Raw genomic sequence first — 21,838 nt, forward strand, 5'->3', positions numbered from 1 at the left:
TTTTTTAATTTTTGGCTTACTTCATAAAACGACTATGCCAACTCTCACTTGCTGGCACTTCCCAATTCTCTTTAAACTCTGCTATGTTGTTAACCAAATTATTAAAAACAATAGTGTTTTTAGTCACAGAATTGTTTTTAGCCATAGTCTTGAAGTCCATCAATGGTTTGTAAGCAATGAATTCTCCTTGTTTAAAGGATACGTTCATTTTATCCATTAAATCTACGTTATATGCTTTTTCTAACTGTTGAATAAAATGTACGGAAGCATCAATAGAGCAACCTGTTGCCACATTAAGGTTTTGGTTTAAGGCAATAACGATAAAACGCTTATAGACAATCTTAAAGCCAGCTTGCAAATCTTTGCCATGGGCCGTCCAAGCTTCAATAAACGTTTCTAGTTTAGAGCTTAGCTCTTCTAATTCTTCTTCTGAAAAGCTTCTATTGGCTTGGTATATCCAAACTCGTGATTCTTCTGGTAAGGTTTCAAAATCTACTAGCATCTGATGATTTAAGAATTAGCGATTAACTCTGCTATATCCAATACCGAAATTTCGTTTTCCTTTTCATTGAATTTAACACCATCACTCATCATGGTATTGCAGTATGGGCAACCTGTGGCTATGATATCTGGCTTTGTCTCTAGAGCATCTTTAGTCCTCAAAATGTTAATATCCATGTCACCTTTTTCTGGCTCCTTGAACATTTGTGCTCCACCAGCACCACAACATAATGCTGTATTTTTATGACGCTTCATTTCAACCAGAGTAGCATTGGTTTTTTTAAGGACATCTCTTGGTGCATCGTACTCACTATTGGCGCGACCTAAATAACAAGGATCATGAAATGTGATACGCTTTCCTTTATAGGTATTGCCTTCTAAGGTTAATCGACCAGAACTTATAAGCTCTTTTATAAACTGTGTATGGTGTACCACATCATAGTTGCCACCAAGACTTGGATATTCGTTTTTTAGACAATTGAAGGAATGCGGATCGCAGGTAACAATACGTTTAACCTCGTAAGCATTTAAAACCTCAATATTCATAATGGCTTGCATCTGAAACAAAAACTCATTACCTGCACGTTTTGCAACGTCACCTGTATTACTTTCTTCTGTTCCTAAAACTGCAAAATCCACATTGGCTTTGTTTAATATCTTAACAAAAGCCTTGGTTATTTTTTTTGCTCTATCATCATAACTACCTGCAGAACCTACCCAAAACAAAATTTCGGGTTGCTTTCCTTCTGCCATATACTCTGCCATCGTTGGCACTTTAAGTTCTTCGCTCATCTCTCAGATGTTTATTTGTTTAGGGTTTATGTGTTTAATCAAAAGAAAATTAAACGTATAAACACATCAACTTTCTAGTCTTCGTTAGCCCAATTTAAACGGTCCATTTGGTTATAAGGCCATGGCGCACCATTGTTTTCTATATTGGTCATCATGTTATTCAATTCCATTGGTGCAGCACTCTGCTCCATCACTAAATAACGACGCATTTCTAAAATAATAGACAATGGATTGATACTAACTGGGCACTCTTCTACACAGGCATTACATGTGGTACATGCCCAAAGTTCTTCATTAGTAATATAATCGCCTAGAAGTTGCTTTCCGTCATCTTTAAATTCACCTCCATTGGCATCTATATTTTTTCCTACTTCTTCCAAACGATCACGCGTATCCATCATAATCTTACGAGGCGATAACTTCTTTCCTGTCAAGTTTGCAGGACAAGCCGAAGTACAACGACCACACTCAGTACACGTATAGGCATTAAGCAGTTGGATTTGATTTAAATCCATAACATCACTAGCACCAAACTTGGCTGGAATTTCATTTTCTGCTCCCTCTGGTGCTGCAGCAAACGGATCTGCATTAGGATCCATCATTAACTTCACCTCATTAGTAACTGCTTCTAAATTGTTGAATTTTCCTTTTGGCTCCACACTGCCATAATAGGTGTTCGGGAAAGCCAAAAGAATGTGCAAGTGCTTAGAAAAATACAGATAGTTTAAGAAGATGAGTATCCCTACAATATGTAACCACCATGCTGTACGCTCTATCATGTGCAAAGTATCTGGATTATCTCCAAACCATGGTGCTATAAATTGTGAAATAACATTCCCATGACCTAAATTCTGAAAGGTAGTGTCTGTTGCATTCATCAACAAGAACAAACACATAAGCACAACCTCAAAATACAAGATAATATTACCATCATTCTTAGGCCAACCTTTCATTTCTGAACTTAGGAAACGTTTTAATTTTATAACATTACGACGCAACCAGAATACTACAACAGAAACTAAAACTAGTACCGCTAAAATTTCAAACGCACCGATCAAAAAACCGTAAACCGATTCTGGCAATACTTTGAGTCCTATACGATGTGTACCAAAAAGGCCGTCGATGATAATTTCTAATACTTCAATATTAATAATGATAAAACCAACATAAACTACAATATGTAGTAAACCTGCAATTGGTCGCTTTACCATTTTACTTTGACCAAGAGCAATTCTTGCCATGTTTCGCCAACGTTCTCCCTTGTTATCACTAGCATCTATCGCTTTACCAAGTTTAATATTGCGAATGAGCTTTTTAATATTTCGAGCAAAATACCCAATACCAAAAGCTAGAATTATTAAAAAAAGAATATTAGGAATGTATTCCATAGCTAGAAAGTCTAATTATTATTGATTTGCTCCTCAGTTGGTTCTTCATACGGAATTTCTTTCTTGGAAAGAATTCTTCTGTATCTCGCAGGATGTAATTTTATATCGAGTAGCAATAATTGTAATTCTTTAGAAGCTGCATCTAAATTATCGTAAAGAGAATCGTCTTTTAATAACTTACCGATTGTACCTTGACCATTATCTATATTAGCCAACAAACTTTGCATAGAACCAATTGTTTTGGTTAACTCTTCAACGGTTTTAGAAAGCCCTGCTTCTTTTAATTCTGTTGTTAACGCATTTAGGTCTTTACTGGTTTTATCAAAACTATCTAGTATAGATGCTATCTTCGCCTCATTATTTTTTATCATACTCTGAACAGAATACGATGTACTGGAAAATGACTTTAGCGTGGTATTCAATTCGGCAATTGCATTTTTGAGACCATCTTCCGAATCATCTAAAAGCATCGCATTCAAATTTTTAACTAAGATATCCGCAGATTCCAAAGTACCATCCAATCCAGAAGTTACCTTTGGTAAACTACTTTCTAAGGAAGACATTAAGCCTTGTTTAACTTCCGATTGAATATAATCTCCTGGTTTTGCAAACTCACCATCATTAGCATCTATTATGGATAATGCATTTCCACCCATAAGACCTGTTGGGTATAATCTTATGATGCTATTTTTAGAGAATTTTAGTTTTGGGTTAACAGAGAATTCTACCACTGTCTTTTTTGTATCAAAGTCGTATGTAATTTCTTCAACCTTGCCTACCTTATTGCCTTTTATAGTGACAGAAGACGAAGGACTGAGCGCATTATAATCAAACTCTGTGTAATAGGTGTTGGTATTAGAAAAAAGATCATCTCCTTTTAAAAACGAAAACAAATAAACGAAAAGTGCAATACCAGATAATACCAATACTGCTGTTTTAACTTCTCTAGAAACTTTCAATGGGCTTAGATTTGATTGAAAACAAAATTAGGAATAAAATTATTAATAATAATTCTAATTAGCAGCAGATTTTAGAGCCTCTGCAACATCAATTTGCTCGCCAGCTTTATAAGCAACCACAAAGCAAGACGAATAACCTTTGGATTTTGCCTCTTCTTGAAGCTGCTTTACTTTGTTGTAATCCGAAGTGCTTCCGTAGAAGTACTTATACAGTTTACCATCTTTAACTTTACTTATATCAGACAAGCCTTTAAAATTATATGATTTTGGCTCTAAGTCTCTAGAGCTTGCGGCTATTTGTACCTTAAAGGTGACATCTTCATAAACCAGAGGCATAGTTTCTAAAACCTCAACCGTTTTTTTATCAACTTTTTCAGTACCTATCATACTCTTACCTACGTTTTGATCGATTTCCTTTTTGTACTCAACAATGGCATCCTTAATAGCATTTGCCATTTTAGACTGACCTGCTTTGGTGTTTAGATAAGCCCCTTCCTTAGTATTCGTTAGAAAACCAACTTCTATCAAAACGCTTGGCATGTAGGTATTTCTTATAACAAGTAAACTGGCCTGTTTTAAACCTCTACTTTTGCGCTTGGCTTTATTAATGAAATTATCTTCTATTTTTCGCGCCAATGTGATACTTTGTTCAACATAAACCTCTTGTTCAATACCAATGGCAATAGTAGACTCTGGAGAACTTGGGTCAAACCCTTCATAATGCTCTTCGTAATTGTCCTCTAAAAAGATAACTTCATTTTCGCGCTTTGCAACTTCAAAATTCCGACCCGTATTTTTTTCGCCCAAAACAAAAGTCTCAGTTCCAGAGGCTTGCGAACTATGCGCATTACAATGTATAGACACAAATAAGTCCGCATCGGCTTTATTGGCAATATTGGCGCGCTCATGCAACTCTATAAACACGTCTGTTTTACGCGTATAAATCACTTTTATGTCCTTATTCTTTTCTAACTCCCTGCCGACTTCTAAAGTAACATTAAGAGCAATGTTTTTTTCTTTATAACCATTCCCTAAGTTACCCGAATCATGACCACCATGACCTGCATCTAAAACCACAACAAACTTATCGTCTTGGGCTTGCAATGATCCAAAGCATGTTAAAGAAGTTATAAATGTAAGAACTAAGAATACTTTTATATATTTTCGCTTCGTTTGCATATTTAATTTAACGGTTTATAAACTCGAATTATTACGTAGTGTTTTTAGTAATATCTATTTTTAAACTTTAGAAATTTAATAAGATAATGACAAAAAAATATCTGTACTTTTGGGGTTTCAAAAACCGAGCCATACTTTTACAAAAATACATCTAAAAGGATTGCGTACAAATAGCTTACACATACTTTTTGCCTTGAGTTTTACAGTGTTTATCAACACTTTTAGCTTGGCTCAAGAATTACCAAAAAAGAACGAAGCAATTCCTTCTGAGCAAAAAAGTGATACCACTGTAGTTGCCAGAGACAAAGTTGAAATCTTTGCGGATTCTTTATTAAGCGCACCATTAAATACTAAGACAGTTGACTCCACAGATAATGACTCTGTAAAAAAAGAAGGGTTCCTAAAAGATATTGTCACCTACAAGGCCAAGGATTATGTTTCCGTAAACCAAAAGAAACAACAGATAACCTTATTTAACGAAGCTGAAGTTCTATATGAAGATATGGAAATTAAAGCTGGTATTATTGTAATTGACTACAGCAAAAATTTAGTCTATGCAGGGAGGTTGAAAGATTCAACAGGCTACTCCCAAAAACCTGTTTTTAAGCAAGGTGCCAATGTTATTGAGCCCGACTCCATCATTTTTAATACCGACTCCAGAAAAGCATTAATTTTTAACTCGGTTACTGAACAAAGTGGCGGAACGGTCATTGCTGAGCGTACTAAGCGCGAAAACGATTCGGTTTACTTTATCTCAAAAGGAAAATTTACAACCTCAGAAAATCTCGATGATCCTGAATATTACATCTTAATGAACAGGGCTAAGATTGTACCTAACAAAAAGATTGTAACTGGTATGAGCCAAATGTACATCTACGATGTACCAACACCAATAGCCATACCTTTTGCGTATTTTCCAATGTCCAAAAAACAAACCTCTGGTATTATATTCCCTTCGTTTGGTGAAGACACCGGTAACGACAGAGGGTATTTTTTACAAAATGGTGGTTATTATTTTGCAATAAGCGATTATGTAGATTTAGCGGTATTAGGAGACTATTATACCAATGGAAGCTATGGACTACGACTAGAGAGCAACTATGCCGTACGCTATAAATTTCGAGGTAATTTTGGGTTTAGGTACGAGAATTTAATAAACAGCGAGCGTGGTTTCCCAGACTTTTCAAAAAGCACCATTTACAACATCAGATGGTCGCATAGCCAAGACGCTAAGGCTAATCCCAATTCAAGATTTACAGCATCGGTAAACTTAGGTAGTAGTCAGTATTTTACACAATCCATTAATCAGATCAATCAGGCTAATTTTTTAACCAATACCTTAGCATCTTCGGTCTCGTATTCTAAAACATTTCAAGGAGAGCCTCAGGTAAACCTTAGTTTATCGGCTACACATAATCAAAACACCAATACGGAAGCCATTAACTTAACCTTGCCAACCATGCAAGCCTCAATGACCAGGGTATTTCCGTTTGCACCAAAGTCAGGTGCTAAAAAAGGCGCTATTCAAAATATTAACTTTCAGGTAAATACTAGAGGAGAGTATCGTATTAATACTACGGATTCCTTATTTGGCAAGAGCGAAATGTTTGATGATGCCTTAGCTGGTATGCGCCACTCCATCCCAGTAACCACAAACTTTAAGGTCTTTAATCATTTTAGTGCCAGTGTTAATGCTAATTTTGAAGAAAACTGGACACTAAAAACAGTCAACAAATTTTGGGACATTGCTAACCAAGAAGAAATTGAAATTGAAAAAAATGGGTTTGACCGTTATTTAACCTACAATTTTGGTGCAAGTATAGGTACGACGTTATACGGTATGTATAACTTTCAGAAAAAAGGCAAAGACCCAAAAATACAGGCCATTAGGCATGTGATGCGTCCATCTGTAAGTTACAGTGTAACACCTGCTTTTGACCAGTTTTACGAAACCTATGATGTTATTGATGCTGATGGTACTACAAGCGACCAGGTAGAGTATACACGCTTTGAAAACTCGCTCTTCGGAAGACCAGGCAATAGATATTCGAGCAATATTGGTATTGCTGTTGGCAATAATTTTGAAGCCAAAATTCGTCCTAAAGATTCCACAGAAACCGAACCAAAGAAGGTCTTTTTACTAAACAACCTTAATCTATCTACATCTTACGATTTAGCAGCAGATTCTCTAAATTGGAGTCCATTAAGAGTCACTGGTGGTACCCAAATTCTTAACAAAAAGATGAACATTAACTTTGGTATGACCTTAAACCCATATGCCTTAGATAGCAACAATAATCTAATAAACACCTTTAACATCAATAATGGTGGTAGCTTATTCCGTTTAACTTCTGCTAACCTGAATATTAGTTATACGCTTAATAACGATAGTTTTTCTGGAAAGGGGAAAGAAGAAGAAAGAGATGAAGAAGCAGAGCGTCGTTCGGCTACAGCCAATGCAAGAGCTGACGACTTATTTGGTGTATCGCAAGATTTTGCAGATCAAAGACTTGGTGACCAGAAAAAGGATAAAAGCAAAGAGGAAGAAGAAGAAAATAACGATTTCTACAACTATAAAATGCCGTGGAGCTTAAGATTGTCTTATGCTGCCAATTATACCAACACAAGGAGGCAAGACCAAATTACCTCTAACTCTTTAATGTTTTCTGGTGATGTAGAACTCTCACCACGTTGGTCTGTGGGTGCATCCTCTGGTTACGATTTTTTAAACCAAGGATTTACCTTTACCCAGTTGCGTTTTGAACGCGATTTATTAAGTTGGAGAATGAATTTTACGTGGATACCGTTTAGTAACCGAAGCTCATGGAACTTCTTTATAGGTATTAAATCTAACTTGTTAAAAGACTTAAAGTACGATCAGCGTAGACAACCAGACCGTCAATTGGGTAACTAATTGTCAGTTCGAGTGTTGCAACGCTTGCGTTGCAATGTATCGAGAACAAGGTTAGTATAAGTTCATTAACTAAAATAAATAAAGTTTAACCTTAAAAAAGATTCCTACAGCCTGTGCTGAGCGCACGCCTGTCGCTGAAGCTTTAGCGTAAGCACAGTCGAAGTACCGAGTATAATAATCTAATGTCAGTTCGAGTGTTTTTAATCGCTAGTAAAGCGATTAAAAATGTATCGAGAACTATTAAAGCAACTGTCAGTCTGAGCATAGACTGTGCTGAGCGCACGCGTATCGCTGAAGCTTTAGCGTAAGCACAGTCGAAGTACCGAGTATAATAATCTAATGTCAGTTCGAGTGTTTTTAATCGCTAGCAAAGCGATTAAAAATGTATCGAGAACTATTAAAGCAACTGTCACACTGAGCAGAGCCTGTGCTGAACGCACTCGTGTCGCTGAAGCTTTAGCGTAAGCACAGTCGAAGTACCGAGTATAATAATCTAATGTCAGTTCGAGTGTTTTTAATCGCTAGCAAAGCGATTAAAAATGTATTGAGAACTATTAAAGCAACTGTCACACTGAGCAGAGCCTGTGCTGAACGCACTCGTGTCGCTGAAGCTTTAGCGTAAGCACAGTCGAAGCATCGAAGTGCTGTCTGAGCAGAGCCTGTCCTGAGCATTATCGAATTCAAAATATATTTTGAATGAAGATAGCTTACAACGTAAGTCGAAGCATCGAAGTACAGTCGGAAGCAACGATTTTCAGAAGTAATGAGCAACAATCAACCTTGTGAACTAAAATCAGGGATTAAAGATTTATATATCAAGAAATAAGAATTATAAACAATTATTGGCGAATGGTGCGTGCAACTTCCTAAAAATCGTTTTGAAATCGAAGATTCACGAAATCCATAAAATAGATGTGTCTTGAGTACTTTTTGGTTCGTTTTGTGTCAAGACAACTGCAAAGCAATCATGAGTACCACTAGAAAAAATAACAACCGACGAATAAAATGAACATATAAAATAAACAATTCATCAGAGCACATTTAGGATTTTGCTTATGGTTTTAAGAGCACCAGATTCCTATTGTCATGCTGAACTGTCACACTAAGCTTGTCGAAGTACGGTCGGAAGCAACGATTTTCAGAAGTAATGAGCAACAATCAACCTTGTGAACTAAAATCAAGGATTAAAGATTTATATATCAAGAAATAAGAATTATAAACAATTATTGGCGAATGGTGCTGTGCAACTTCCTAAAAATCGTTTTGAAATCGAAGATTCACGAAATCCATAAAATAGATGTGTCTTGAGTACTTTTTGGGCAGCCTGTCCTGAGCGCAGTCGAAGGGTTTCGTGTCAAGACAACTGCAAAGCAATCATGAGTACCACTAGAAAAAATAACAACCGACGAATAAAAATGAACATAGAAAAAACATCAGTTCAAGCCTAACTTTCGGCTGTTTGATGTTCCAACTACTAATGTCGGAATGTACCAAAAACAAAATAGTCACCATTTTATTCTAAAAAACCACTCAAATTACCGAATTTTAAACCCATTAACCATAGTAGCAAAACACACCCATGAAAACCATCATCAACACACCAAACGCACCAGCACCAATAGGCCCTTACAACCAAGCCATTTTAATTGGCAATACCTTATACACCTCTGGGCAAATTGCCTTGCATCCTAAGACTATGGAATTGGTTATAGATACCATTGAAGCCGAAACCACTCAGGTTATGGAAAACCTAAAAGCCGTCTTAACGGCTGCTAACATGACCTTTGAAAACGTTATTAAAACATCCATTTTCATTAGCGATATGCACAACTTTGCCAAGATCAATGCCGTCTATGCCAACTATTTTAACGAAGACACCGCACCAGCCAGAGAAACCGTAGAAGTAGCTAACCTACCTAAGTTTGTTAACGTTGAGATTAGTATGATTGCTGTGAGATAATAGATGTACGCTTATCGGTTTTGGCTATGGTTTCGTTACGGAATGGTACGCGAGTATCATTCCGCCGTAACCATAAATTTAGCAAAAAGGCTCGAAATTCCGATTAGGAATTTCAGCCGTAATGAACTATAGCCGTTGTTAGCCACTGTTATTTTTCATTAAGAAATTCAATAATCGATTCCGCGAAGTCCTTTGAAAAAGGTGTACTCATATGGTCGCCACTAACGAGACTCAATTTACTATTCGATAATTGTTCTTGTAATTTTTTAGGATTTCCATTATCTAAATCATCATCTCCGCAAATTACCAAAGTCTCCACCTCAATATTATTAAGTTCCGCAATAGTTGTTTCAGGTTGATAGTCCTGTAAATAGCCCATTATTTTAAAGTTCACATCAAGATTTTTCGCAAAGTCTACAGCTCCTCTTGTCATTTCATTTGGTTCAGTCCGTCCAGAAAAAACATTTCCAAATTCAATTCGCCTGTACCATTTCGGATTGGTAAATTCAATGCCCATTCCTCCAAATACGGCTTTGTCAATTCGTTTATCTTTAGTAAGTAAGTTTGCAAGCACAATTGCACCTCTTGAGTATCCAACAGCCACATAGTTGTCAGCTTCTAAATGGTCAATTAGGGCCATTAAATCTTTCACTTCCGCATTATTTTTATAGGCATTTTCATTTTTTGGTTTATCAGAATTTCCATTACCTCTTAAGTCTGGTATAATAACTCTGTAGCCTTGTTTAATCAGTTGTTTTTTTAATTCCGATTTTCCCCAATTCCAATCTCCATCGACTATAAAACCATGAATTAGTAAAACTAGTTCTCCATTTCCATTATCAGTATATGCGATTTTTGTTCCGTCAAATGAGGTGAAATCTTTCTTATTATTCTCTTTTGATGTACATGAGACTAGAAATAAAAGGATGATAGCTATTGGTTTATAAATTCTCATTTTTCTTAATTGTGGCTAACGTTAAGGATATGAATTCGTTTTAATAATTTATATCCACTGATAAGCGAAGTTCGCCTTTTTAAACCAATAAGTCAATACGTAAAGTCACGTATTTTTTACAAACTTACTTTTGCTATGTTTACAACAGATTAAAATTTCTAATCTTTAATCTTATCACAATAAGGCTATATGCCGTAGATAAAAATCTTTAGTCTTGCTTCGGTAAGACTTTTTTTTTGGCATCACAAACTACAAGCCAACAGCCAACAGCTAAACATCTCAACAACTAAACATCTCAACCCCAAACCCAGCACTACCAGGCAATAAAAAAAGCCTGTCATTTACCCGTTGGTAAAACGCCACACGTGCCACGGCAACCAAAACACCGGCGCCCTCTGGCAAGCCATCAACAGCAATTGTAAAAGTTGTAGCTCCAAAATCCCTGTCAATAAAAACCCTGTCGGCCATAACACTGTCGTAAGTACAAGTATCAAAATCAAATCGCAGCACACCAACCATAACCTCCATCGTATCCGCACCCACAGGATACTGGGCACTGGCAATACTAAAATTACTAACCTCAAGTTGCAAGGCATCCCAATCAAAACTATAATCAGCATCAAACAAGCGTGGTCGCTCTGGCGTTACCTTAAAATCACTGAGCAATCGAGGGCCATAAGCCGTAGCATAGCCAACGCCTACCTTACGTTTGCCTCTCACAGAAGTAACATCCAAATCCTTTAGGCTCAAAAACAAGCGCATCAGCCTAGCATGCAATGTACCATCCTTATAACCCAGCAAAAAAGGTTTTAAGGCGCGCTTAAAATGCTTATTTATCGTAGAGCATAGTGCAAATTCACTGTTACTTTCGCGCACACGCACCATTTTAGGACTCGTCTTTATCGCCTTGGCATTAAAGCCGCCACCTGCTCGCCGTGCTGTGGGCACACCCTTTCTGTAATAAAAATTGATACCTCCTAAAGTACCTTCAAAAAACACAATTCCCTTTTGCTTTGCCATAACACACTTATTTTCAATAACATAAATATATATAAAATATATGACTTAGCACTATGTATATCATATATATACCAACTATATGCCGACTTTATACCATAGTAAAGCTAAGCATCCTTGGTGTACTGTTAAGTTGAGACATAAAAAAATCCCAAGCGCTAGTCTTGGGATTATCTATGGTGATTTGTAATTAAAAAATAATCATTTTCTAATTTCCTGCACTTAAAGAATAACTTCCATTGCCATCAAAGGCTTCCAAAATTATAGTAACTGTCCAGCTTCCAGGCTCTCCTGTAGCAGTAACACCTCCAATAGTATCTGGCTCAGTTCCACCGTTAATAGTTCTATCAAGGACCACATTACCACTGGCATCTGAAATTACAATCTGAAAAGTACCAGATGACGTGCTAGTAATATCAGCATTATAATCGGCTGTGGTTAATCCATTTGTCCAATTAATAGTTCTTGAACCGTTACCACCATCGCCAGTAAAATCACCACCTATATCGCCATTTGGCCCTTCATTGACAGTTATATTAACCGTTGGGCCATCGTCATCCGTACAAGATGTAAATGTGCCTATGAAGATTGTAAACGCAGTTAAAATCGTAAGTAGTTTGAAATTTGGGGTTTTCATTTTTAAAAAATTTAATTATTAATCTAATTATAAAACAACAAACCCATTGAAACTCCCAAAAAATTAATTGCCTATTCTTAAAAAGAATATTTAATATACACGATATCTGTATGTTATAGATTTTTTATGAACAATAAATTTTGGGCAATTAATCCAATTAATACTTTAAATCCAATTGGAAATGGTGTTCAGGTTTTTATTAGCCTATTGCACTACCAAATCTGTATAAAAAAAATCCCAAGCCAAAAGCTCAGGATTATTAGTCATTAGTCATTAATTATTAATAATTAATCATTCATTTAGTCTTCAGGGTGCATAAAGCGTTGCTTGCCCAATAACTCTTCTTCGGTTTCCACATGGTTTTCGTCTGGTACACAGCAATCTACAGGGCAAACGGCAGCACATTGTGGCTCTTCATGAAAGCCCATACACTCCGTACACTTATCTGGTGCTATGTAATATATCTCATCGCTGATTGGCTCTTGGGTCTCATCAGCATCAACTTGCTTTCCATTTGGTAAAACCACTTTGCCCTTTAAACTTGTACCATCAGAATAGCGCCAATCATCTGCGCCCTCATATATAGCTGTATTTGGGCATTCTGGTTCGCAAGCTCCACAATTAATACATTCACTCGTGATTATAATGGCCATGGTAATTTTTCTTTTTTATTATGTAATTTTGCGATTGCAAAAATAAAGCCAAAAAGGCGTTTTACCAAACACTACATGGATTTACAACAAAGAATTAACGCTTTCTCAAAATTAGGTCAGTTTTTAAGTCAATTTGGTACCAAAGGCATTCAAAAAGACGTTGGTGTTGAGGCTAATGACCTCTTTTTTGATGGGTTTAAGCACCAAATAAAACTCGCTAATGAGCATAATGGTTGGTTTACCAAAGCTAATGTTGTCTTTAGTTTAGAGTCTTGGGCAAATGCACTAACTACAGATAATATCAACAAATGGGTAAGCCATTATAAAATCAATGGTGTTGCACCAAAGACCGTTGGTATCATCATGGCTGGTAATATTCCGTTAGTTGGCTTTCACGATTTTTTATCAGTGCTTATCTCGGGTCATAAGGTATTGGTAAAGCAGTCTTCTAACGATAAGCACCTACTACCCTATTTGTCAAAGTACCTCGAAGTTGTAGAACCTGGTTTTAAAGGCAGAATCACTTTTACGCAAGACAGGTTAGAAAACTTTGACGCTGTCATTGCTACAGGTAGCGATAACACAGCACGCTATTTTGAATACTACTTTAAGAACAAACCATCTATTATTAGAAAAAACCGAAATTCAGTAGCTATTCTAAAGGGACATGAATCTCTAGACCAATTAGAAGCCCTAGCGGATGACATCTTTAGGTATTATGGTTTAGGCTGTAGAAATGTATCCAAACTATTTGTGCCAAAGGGTTATAATTTTGAAGCCTTTTTTAATGCGGTTTATAAGTGGCATCCTGTGATACACGAAGCCAAATATGCTAATAATTACGACTACAACAAAGCTGTGTATTTAATGAGCGAATTTGATATGCTAGAGAATGGCTTTTTAATGATAAAGGAAGATGAAAGTTATGCTTCACCAATTGCTACCGTTTTTTATGAGTATTACAATACAGAAGAAGAACTGAAAACTAAACTACAAGACGATAAGGACAAAATACAATGTGTGGTTTCAAAAGATTTTACAGTAAATGAAGTCGCTTTTGGGCAGACCCAAAAACCAGAACTTTGGGATTATGCAGATGGTGTGGATACTGTTGAATTCCTGTTAAAAATTTGATGCAAAAATTAGCAATTAATTAATGTTTTATAGGCAATAAATTAGCACCTTTGTAAAGCATCTAACAAAAAATATCACATGAAAAAACATAATTTTAGCGCAGGGCCTTGTGTACTCCCAAAATCCGTAATCGAAAAAGCCTCCGAAGCACTTTTAAATTTTGACGACGGCTTATCACTTATCGAGATATCACATCGTAGCAAGCCTTTTGTCGACGTTATGGAAAACGCTAGATCCTTAGCCCTTGAGCTTTTAGGACTTGAAGGCAAAGGTTATAAAGCTTTATTTTTACAAGGTGGGGCAAGCACACAGTTTTTAATGGTGGCGCTCAACCTTCTTGAAAAAAGAGCTGGATACTTAAATACAGGAACATGGAGCGACAACGCCATAAAAGAAGCTAGAATTTACGATGATATATATGAGGTAGCCTCTTCCAAAAGTGCCAATTTCAATTATATCCCAAAGGGTTACAGTATTCCTGAAGACTACGACTATTTTCACTGTACCTCTAACAACACCATATTCGGAACACAAATGAAGAGTTTCCCAGACTCACCAATTCCAATGGTTTGTGATATGAGTAGTGATATTTTTTCACGTCAATTAGATTTTTCGAAATTTGATCTTATCTATGCTGGTGCACAGAAAAACATGGGTCCTGCTGGTGCTACGCTAGTAGTTGTAAAAGAAGATGTACTTGGTAAGGTATCACGTAAGATTCCGTCAATGATGGACTATAAAGTGCATATTAACAAAGGCAGTATGTTTAACACACCCCCTGTTTTTGCCGTGTATGTATCTATGCTAACCTTACAATGGTTAAAAGATTTGGGTGGTATTAAAGCCATTGAGGAGGAAAATGAAAAGAAAGCACGCTTAATCTATTCAGAAATAGACTTAAACCCACTATTTAATGGCTATGCGGTAAAAGAAGATCGCTCTACCATGAATGCAACCTTCACTTTAGAAAATGAAAACCTTAAAGAAACGTTTGATGCCATGTGGAAAGAAGCTGGCATTAACGGACTAAACGGTCATAGAAGTGTTGGTGGCTACAGAGCCTCTATGTACAATGCGCTTAGTTTAGATAGCGTAAAGGCACTTGTTGAAGTGATGAGTGAACTAGAAAGAAAAGCTTAAAAAATAAAAATAAAGAATTCCTATTACATGAAAGTACTAGCAAACGATGGTGTTTCTCAAAGTGGTATTGACGCTCTGGAGGCAGCTGGTTTCGAAGTTTTAACAACAACTGTTGCACAAGAACAATTACAAAACTACATTAACGACAATGCTATTTCTGTACTACTCGTACGAAGTGCAACCAAAGTAAGAAAGGACATTATAGACAATTGCCCTAGCCTTAAGATTATTGGGCGTGGTGGTGTTGGTATGGATAATATTGATGTTGAATATGCAAGAGAAAAAGGACTTCATGTTATCAATACTCCTGCTGCATCTTCTCATTCCGTAGCAGAATTGGTTTTTGGGCACTTTTATGGCTTAGCTAGATTTCTTCACAATTCTAATCGCGATATGCCTTTAGAAGGAGATTCTAACTTTAAAGGTCTTAAAAAAGCTTACGCTAAAGGCGTTGAATTAAAGGGAAAAACTTTAGGCGTGATTGGCTTTGGTAGAATTGGGCAAGCCACTGCCAAGATTGGTATTGGTGCTGGTATGAAGATTGTAGCATTTGACCCATTTATAGAGGAAGCTAATTTAGAATTAGACTTTTTTGACGGTCAGAAAGCAAGCTTTAACATAAAAACAATATCTAAAGAAGACGTTTTAAAGCAGGCTGATTTTATTACACTACATGTACCAGCTCAAAAAGATTACGTTATCGATAAAGCTGAATTTGAACTAATGAAAGATGGTGTAATTATAGCTAACGCTGCACGTGGTGGAGTTGTAAATGAAATAGCATTAGTAAAAGCTATAGAAAGCGGAAAAGTAGCAAAAGCAGCATTGGATGTTTTTGAAAAAGAGCCTCAACCAGAAGTTCAATTACTTATGAATCCTTCTTTATCATTAACACCACACACAGGAGCTGCGACCAATGAAGCACAAGATAGAATTGGTACTGAACTAGCAGAGCAGATTATAAATATTTTAGGCTAACAAAATAAATGTGACCTAAATAAATAAAATGAGTCCTATAAATGCATAGGACTTTTTTTGTACCTTATTAAACAGAATTTATTAACCTTAATCTTAAAAAAACAATGGAAGGAATTTTAGACTTATTAAATAGTGATTTGGGAAAAACCATCATTAGTGGTGTATCTGGTTCTACAGGAACCGATCAAAATAAAACAAGTAGTGTTTTAACAATGGCATTGCCTGTTCTTATGAAAGCTATGGAACGTAATGCTTCTACTCCAGAAGGAGCTCAAGGTCTTATGGGTGCATTAAGTGGTAAGCACGATGGAAGTATCTTAGATAACTTAGGCGGTCTATTTGGTGGTGGAGTTGATGAAGACGTAAAAACAGATGGTTCCAAAATTTTAGGTCATATTTTAGGTAGCAGACAACAAGGTGTTCAGCAAGTAATTGGGCAAAAGTCTGGTTTAGATGCTGGTGCTGTAGGTGATATTTTAAAAGTTGCTGCGCCAATTTTAATGGGTGTTTTAGGGAAACAATCTCGACAAAATAATGTGAGTTCTCAAAGTGACCTTACAGGTCTATTGGGTGGCTTACTTGGCGGTAGTAGTACTAGAAATGAGCAAAGTTTCTTAGAAAAGATATTAGATGCTGATGGTGATGGCAGCGTTATTGACGATGTTGCCGGAATGGTACTTGGTGGCTCTAAGAAAAAAGGTGGTCTTGGTGGTCTTTTAGGAGGCTTATTTGGAAAGTAAAATCTTAGTATTATACACATACTAAAAGCAGCCCTTTTGTGCTGCTTTTTTTATTATCAAACCTTCTACTCTTACTCGCTCAATTGGTAATTTCACTCATTAGTAGTTTTTCACTATGGTATTTGTACCTTATTTTGTCTTTAACATCAATTATTCTAAAATGAAAAAAATTATCAATACCTTTAATGTTATGAAAAGAATTATCCCATTTGTTGCTCTTATTGCACTAATTGCTAGTTGTAAATCATACAATAGCAATCCTACAATTAATAATGGTAACGACAGTGCTTTAGTAGAAAACGATACGGTTTCTATTAGTAGTGATGAAACCGATTACGAAATCATTATTATCGAACCTGGCTTTAATGCATGGCTAGTCAGTACTGCAAGACCTAGAGGATTCCATTCCCAAACATGGCTAGAAAACAGAAATGCTTTTCTAGTACAAGCTTGGAACCAAAGAAACCTACAACCCCAAACTTATAACCCAGACCTGTATCAAACAAGAATCGACTACGATACACGTACAGATTATGGCTATGAAGTTAACTACAAACTTTATAACTACTTTTTATATTTTCAACTAAAATATAAACAACAATTAACCTCTATTATTCCTAGAATTTAGTGTAATTTTGTAGCACTTTAAAAGTGCTATGAAAAGGTTTAAAGAACATTGGGAAATTCAGCATGATTGGCAATTACTTTTTCCAATTTTAGGTCTAATGGCTTTAGGCTACACGTCTTACAAAATTTCACAAGCCTTATTTCAAAAATTCGGTCTAGTAATCGTTATTATATTTTCAATCATATATTTTATAAGCCTATTGGCATTTACCATAAAGCTATTCAAATGGCTTGAAAAGCGTTGGAAACTACAGTATAGATGGGAAATGATTAGAGTATTTATTGTGTTTGCCGTTACAGGTTCATCATCTTTATACGTAGGCAGACCAATTATCAAACTTCTCGGAATTACTAAAGAAAACTTAAACCCAATACTCTACTGGACATTATTTATTATTATTGGGCTAATTTTTTATCAGATTCTTTTAGTTACTTTTGGATGGTTATTTGGACAATTCCATTTTTTTTGGGAGTTTGAGAAAAAAATGTTGAGACGATTAGGATTTAAACGCTTTGTGGATTGAGTATAAAAACGATCATAAAACCTGTATTCAAAGTACTTTCCCTAGTGTTAGTGCTGTCTGTACTGCTACCTTCTGCGGTTAAGCTTTCACATGTTTTTAACCACCATAAACACGAAGTTTGTAAAAATGACAGTAACAGCACAACACATTTTCATGAGATAGACTTAGACTGTGAGTTTTATAAGTTTAAACTTAACACTAATTACTATTCTGGTTTCTATACATATGAAACTATAATTCAAAATAACTTCAGCAAGCTAAATGCTTGCGAATATTTGTTCTTAAGAACACATCAGCAAAATACCTCCCATTTAAGAGGCCCACCTACTCTAGTCTAAACTTTAGAGAATTAAACATATTTAACTTAGGCATTTTACAATGTCTTGTAATAACCGTATACTATAATTCATAGTTATGAGGCTTTCGGCTTTATTAATACTTTTAATAACATTGCAAATAAGTTTTGCTCAAAAATGTGATTATACATTTCTTGGTGAGCTTAAAGATTTTCACGACAACACTCCGCTTGTTGGTGCTACTATATTTATGCAAAATTTGAATAAATACACTACCTCAGATGTTGATGGAAAATTTAAGATTGAAAATCTATGTAAAGGTAAATTGACTCTTGTAATATCACATGTCGGTTGCGAAACTAAAACTCTAACCTACAGTATTGAAGGAGATATTTTTAAAAGCATTTCTCTAGAACATCACATAGAGGAGCTCAATGAAGTATCCTTAAAATCTGAAGAAAGGAAAACAACCAAGACAGCTCAGGAAACTGTTATTAATGCAGATATCTTAAAACAATACAGTAATCTTAGTCTCGGTGATGCGCTAAAAGAAGTGCCAGGTGTTTCTTCTGTAAATACTGGTAATGCTATTGTAAAACCAATGATAAACGGATTGCATAGTAGCAGACTTTTAATACTAAATAATAACGTACGATTACAAGATCAAGAATGGGGAATTGAACATGCTCCTAACATTGATATTAATAGTGCTAATAATATTTCGGTCATAAAAGGATCTGGTGCTCTGGCTTTTGGTGGTGATGCTGTTGGTGGTGTAGTAGTTATAAACCCTAGTAAAGTTATTAGAATGGATACCCTCTATGGTAAAACCACTATTAGCGGACAAACTAATGGTAGAGGTTATAGCATTACCTCGTCGTTAAACAAAGGTTTTGCTTCTGGTTGGTTTGCTAACGTTCAAGGGACTTTAAAACAAAATGGTGATTTTAAAGCGCCTGATTATTATTTAACCAATACAGGCCTAAAGTCTAATAGCTTCACGATTAATGGAGGTCGTAAAAATTTTGAAAGTGGTTTTGAGGTATTTTACAGTTACATAAACAATGAAATTGGAATTCTACGCTCATCGCATATTGGCAGTATCAATGATTTAATCAATGCTATCAACTCACAACAACCATTAATTACTGATGATTTTAGCTATGCTATCAATGCTCCAAAACAAGATGTAACCCATCATTTGGCAAAGGCTTCTTATTATAAAAGATTTCAAAACTTTGGGAAATTAAATCTACAGTACGATTATCAAAACAACCAACGTTTTGAGTTTGATATTAGAGTTGGTGATGACAGAAACAAAGCCGCATTAGATCTAAAGCTTCAAACACATACTTTTACAGCTGACCTTAATTTAGATGCTAAATCAAACCAAAAAATCAATGTTGGTATTTTGGGACGTTACCAAGACAATTTTGCAAATCCAGATACAGGTGTGAGACGACTAATTCCAGATTATGAAAAATTTGATTTTGGTGCTTATGTTACTTCAGAGTGGATTTTAAATAACAAAACGACTGTTGATGCTGGTTTACGCTATGATTACAATAAAATTGATGCCAAGAAATTTTATCGTACTACACGTTGGGAAGAACGTGGTTATGATGAAGATTTTGCAGATATTGTAATTGAAGATTTGGGTACACAATTGCTAACAAATCCTGTTTTTACTTTTCATAATGTTTCTGCCTCAGCCGGTATAAAATATCAGTTGAATGCTAGTAACTCTATACTAGGAAATTATGCGCTTTCAAGCAGGCCACCTAATCCTTCAGAGTTATTTAGTGATGGATTGCATCACTCTGCTGCTAGAATTGAATTAGGTGATTTAAGGTTGGAGCAAGAAATCTCAAATCGTATTTCTGCTACCTACAATTTGAATGTATCTGATTTCGATTTGATGATAGATGTGTTTTATAATCGTATTAATGATTTTATGTATTTAAGACCTTCTGGTATTGAGCAAACCATCAGAGGCGCATTTCCGGTATGGGAGTACCAACAAACCAATGCAGAACTCTATGGTATTGATATCGCCTCAAATTATAAGATTAGAGATAATTTAGAATGGAAACATACATCGTCATACACAAAAGGTAATGACATAAGTACAGGTATGGACTTGATTGATATTCCTGCATTTAACACCAATAATACCTTAACATATACTAATGAGAAATGGAAAAGTTTTAAAGCAAGTGTAAAATCTGAATGGGTTTTTGAACAAACACAATTTCCAGATTTTAACTTTGAGACTTTTGTTGCCACAAGCCAAGAAAATGTTTTGGTAGATATAAGTACACCACCAAGTGCCTTTCATTTATTACATTTTTACAGTGAAATAACCTTGCCAATGAATAACCATAACAATTTAAACATCGCATTGAGTGTAAACAATATTTTTGATACAAGCTACAGAGCTTATCTAAACCGACTACGTTATTTTGCTGATGACTTAGGAAGAAATATAATGTTACAAATTCAACTCAATTATTAATAAAAACTATTTTTTAAAAACCAAAACAAATGAAAACAATAAAGAATTTTTTAATCTTATTTATGACTATCGGACTTATCACTTCTTGTTCAGATGATGATCCAGCGCCAGTAAACGAAGAAGAAGTAATTACAACTATGAGAATTACATTCACGCCTCAAGGTGGTGGAGCACCTGTGATATTCCAGTCACAAGACTTAGATGGTGACGGCCCAGCAAATCCTGTTATCAGTATTTCGGGTCAATTAGTTACAGGGACAACATACAATGGTTCTGTAACTATATTAAATGAGCTCGAAAATCCTGCCGAAGACATTACAGTAGAAATTATGGAAGAAGATGAAGAGCACCAGTTCTTTTATCAATTAACTGGTGGTGCAGGTCCTACCATCGGCTACAATGATATGGATGCTAATGGCAATCCTGTAGGTTTAAATGTTATTCTAACTACTGGTCAAACCAATACCATAAACGTATTAACAGTAACCTTAAGACACGAGCCAAATAAAGATGCCGCTGGTGTAAGCGATGGCGATATTACTAATGCAGGTGGTGAGACAGATATTGAAGTAGTATTTAATTTTACAATTCAATAAACAAATCTATAGAGCAAAAAAAAGCACTCAATTTGAGTGCTTTTTTTTTGCTTTAGTAATTGATTTTTTTGGATTTACAACATAGGTGTATAACCACATTATTGAGAATGTTGGAACCACATCCATAAACGGTAGAGCTTCTTCAACAAAAGAAATAGCAGCTGCTACTTTACCCCCTTTGCCCTTATATAATCTTGTCATCAAATAGGCTGACAATGGTGCCCAAACAACATCCGAAAATTCACCTATTCCAGGGATAAAAAATGATACAAAACCCAAACTATCAAAAAGCAAGCTCAATGCCAGTATTTTATATTTATTCATGTATTGCTT

Annotated in this window: 21 protein-coding genes; 11 read left to right on the forward strand and 10 right to left on the reverse strand. The window is 35.7% G+C overall.

What is annotated here, in order from left to right:
- Nucleotides 1–16 precede the first annotated feature (16 nt).
- From ACPX19_RS13305 to ACPX19_RS13325, 5 genes are all read right to left on the reverse strand, one after another.
- Nucleotides 17–502, reverse strand: a complete 486-nt coding sequence (locus ACPX19_RS13305; protein WP_426430523.1) for an ABC transporter ATPase — start codon at nucleotides 500–502, stop codon at nucleotides 17–19.
- An 8-nt stretch (nucleotides 503–510) separates the two neighbouring features.
- A complete protein-coding gene (locus ACPX19_RS13310) occupies nucleotides 511–1,293 on the reverse strand; it encodes a (Fe-S)-binding protein (RefSeq protein ID WP_426430524.1) in 783 nt (260 codons plus the stop codon).
- 74 nt (nucleotides 1,294–1,367) lie between these two features.
- Nucleotides 1,368–2,681, reverse strand: a complete 1,314-nt coding sequence (locus tag ACPX19_RS13315; protein ID WP_426430525.1) for a 4Fe-4S dicluster domain-containing protein — start codon at nucleotides 2,679–2,681, stop codon at nucleotides 1,368–1,370.
- Nucleotides 2,682–2,692: 11 nt separating this feature from the next.
- Nucleotides 2,693–3,640 carry an MlaD family protein gene (locus tag ACPX19_RS13320; RefSeq protein WP_426430526.1) on the reverse strand — a complete coding sequence of 316 codons (948 nt, stop codon included), beginning with the start codon at nucleotides 3,638–3,640 and terminating at the stop codon, nucleotides 2,693–2,695.
- Nucleotides 3,641–3,694: 54 nt separating this feature from the next.
- Nucleotides 3,695–4,819 carry an N-acetylmuramoyl-L-alanine amidase family protein gene (locus ACPX19_RS13325; RefSeq protein WP_426430527.1) on the reverse strand — a complete coding sequence of 375 codons (1,125 nt, stop codon included), beginning with the start codon at nucleotides 4,817–4,819 and terminating at the stop codon, nucleotides 3,695–3,697.
- 109 nt (nucleotides 4,820–4,928) lie between these two features.
- On the opposite strand from ACPX19_RS13325, the gene ACPX19_RS13330 reads away from it, so the two are divergent.
- Complete coding sequence (locus ACPX19_RS13330; RefSeq protein WP_426430528.1) at nucleotides 4,929–7,733, forward strand: putative LPS assembly protein LptD; 2,805 nt, start codon at nucleotides 4,929–4,931, stop codon at nucleotides 7,731–7,733.
- A 1,579-nt stretch (nucleotides 7,734–9,312) separates the two neighbouring features.
- Nucleotides 9,313–9,693, forward strand: coding sequence for a Rid family detoxifying hydrolase (locus ACPX19_RS13335; RefSeq protein WP_426430529.1), 381 nt, complete (start codon nucleotides 9,313–9,315; stop codon nucleotides 9,691–9,693).
- Nucleotides 9,694–9,841: 148 nt separating this feature from the next.
- Here the strand turns inward: ACPX19_RS13335 and ACPX19_RS13340 are convergent, their stop codons facing one another.
- From ACPX19_RS13340 to ACPX19_RS13355, 4 genes are all read right to left on the reverse strand, one after another.
- On the reverse strand, nucleotides 9,842–10,648 hold the full coding sequence (locus ACPX19_RS13340) for an alpha/beta fold hydrolase (protein WP_426430530.1): 807 nt from the start codon (nucleotides 10,646–10,648) through the stop codon (nucleotides 9,842–9,844).
- A 279-nt stretch (nucleotides 10,649–10,927) separates the two neighbouring features.
- Entirely contained in the window at nucleotides 10,928–11,668 is a 741-nt protein-coding gene (locus ACPX19_RS13345; RefSeq protein ID WP_426430531.1) for a hypothetical protein, read from the reverse strand.
- 205 nt (nucleotides 11,669–11,873) lie between these two features.
- Nucleotides 11,874–12,302: a hypothetical protein gene (locus ACPX19_RS13350; protein ID WP_426430532.1), complete on the reverse strand. Its 429-nt coding sequence runs from the start codon at nucleotides 12,300–12,302 to the stop codon at nucleotides 11,874–11,876.
- Nucleotides 12,303–12,601: 299 nt separating this feature from the next.
- Nucleotides 12,602–12,955: a 4Fe-4S dicluster domain-containing protein gene (locus ACPX19_RS13355; protein WP_426430533.1), complete on the reverse strand. Its 354-nt coding sequence runs from the start codon at nucleotides 12,953–12,955 to the stop codon at nucleotides 12,602–12,604.
- A 75-nt stretch (nucleotides 12,956–13,030) separates the two neighbouring features.
- Between ACPX19_RS13355 and ACPX19_RS13360 the strand changes: the two genes are divergently transcribed.
- The 9 genes from ACPX19_RS13360 to ACPX19_RS13400 all read left to right on the forward strand — a co-directional run bounded on the left by ACPX19_RS13360 (nucleotide 13,031) and on the right by ACPX19_RS13400 (nucleotide 21,505).
- A complete protein-coding gene (locus ACPX19_RS13360) occupies nucleotides 13,031–14,089 on the forward strand; it encodes an acyl-CoA reductase (protein ID WP_426430534.1) in 1,059 nt (352 codons plus the stop codon).
- 78 nt (nucleotides 14,090–14,167) lie between these two features.
- Entirely contained in the window at nucleotides 14,168–15,229 is a 1,062-nt protein-coding gene (gene serC, locus ACPX19_RS13365) for a 3-phosphoserine/phosphohydroxythreonine transaminase (protein ID WP_426430535.1), read from the forward strand.
- Nucleotides 15,230–15,256: 27 nt separating this feature from the next.
- The gene (locus ACPX19_RS13370) at nucleotides 15,257–16,207 is read left to right on the forward strand and encodes a D-2-hydroxyacid dehydrogenase (protein ID WP_426430536.1); all 951 of its coding nucleotides are present in this window, start codon (nucleotides 15,257–15,259) and stop codon (nucleotides 16,205–16,207) included.
- 104 nt (nucleotides 16,208–16,311) lie between these two features.
- Nucleotides 16,312–16,947, forward strand: coding sequence for a DUF937 domain-containing protein (locus ACPX19_RS13375; protein WP_426430537.1), 636 nt, complete (start codon nucleotides 16,312–16,314; stop codon nucleotides 16,945–16,947).
- 160 nt (nucleotides 16,948–17,107) lie between these two features.
- Nucleotides 17,108–17,575 carry a DUF6146 family protein gene (locus tag ACPX19_RS13380; protein ID WP_426430538.1) on the forward strand — a complete coding sequence of 156 codons (468 nt, stop codon included), beginning with the start codon at nucleotides 17,108–17,110 and terminating at the stop codon, nucleotides 17,573–17,575.
- Between the two features lie 28 nt (nucleotides 17,576–17,603).
- Complete coding sequence (locus ACPX19_RS13385; RefSeq protein WP_426430539.1) at nucleotides 17,604–18,098, forward strand: DUF6787 family protein; 495 nt, start codon at nucleotides 17,604–17,606, stop codon at nucleotides 18,096–18,098.
- On the forward strand, nucleotides 18,095–18,436 hold the full coding sequence (locus ACPX19_RS13390; protein WP_426430540.1) for a hypothetical protein: 342 nt from the start codon (nucleotides 18,095–18,097) through the stop codon (nucleotides 18,434–18,436). The genes ACPX19_RS13385 and ACPX19_RS13390 overlap by 4 nt, the downstream gene beginning before the upstream one ends.
- Nucleotides 18,437–18,548: 112 nt before the next feature.
- Nucleotides 18,549–20,909 carry a TonB-dependent receptor gene (locus tag ACPX19_RS13395; RefSeq protein ID WP_426430541.1) on the forward strand — a complete coding sequence of 787 codons (2,361 nt, stop codon included), beginning with the start codon at nucleotides 18,549–18,551 and terminating at the stop codon, nucleotides 20,907–20,909.
- Between the two features lie 29 nt (nucleotides 20,910–20,938).
- Nucleotides 20,939–21,505: a type 1 periplasmic binding fold superfamily protein gene (locus ACPX19_RS13400; protein ID WP_426430542.1), complete on the forward strand. Its 567-nt coding sequence runs from the start codon at nucleotides 20,939–20,941 to the stop codon at nucleotides 21,503–21,505.
- Nucleotides 21,506–21,532: 27 nt separating this feature from the next.
- Here the strand turns inward: ACPX19_RS13400 and ACPX19_RS13405 are convergent, their stop codons facing one another.
- Nucleotides 21,533–21,829, reverse strand: coding sequence for a hypothetical protein (locus ACPX19_RS13405; RefSeq protein ID WP_426430543.1), 297 nt, complete (start codon nucleotides 21,827–21,829; stop codon nucleotides 21,533–21,535).
- Nucleotides 21,830–21,838 lie beyond the last annotated feature (9 nt).

This window comes from Winogradskyella sp. HB-48, from assembly GCF_049942685.1.
Classification (GTDB): domain Bacteria; phylum Bacteroidota; class Bacteroidia; order Flavobacteriales; family Flavobacteriaceae; genus Winogradskyella.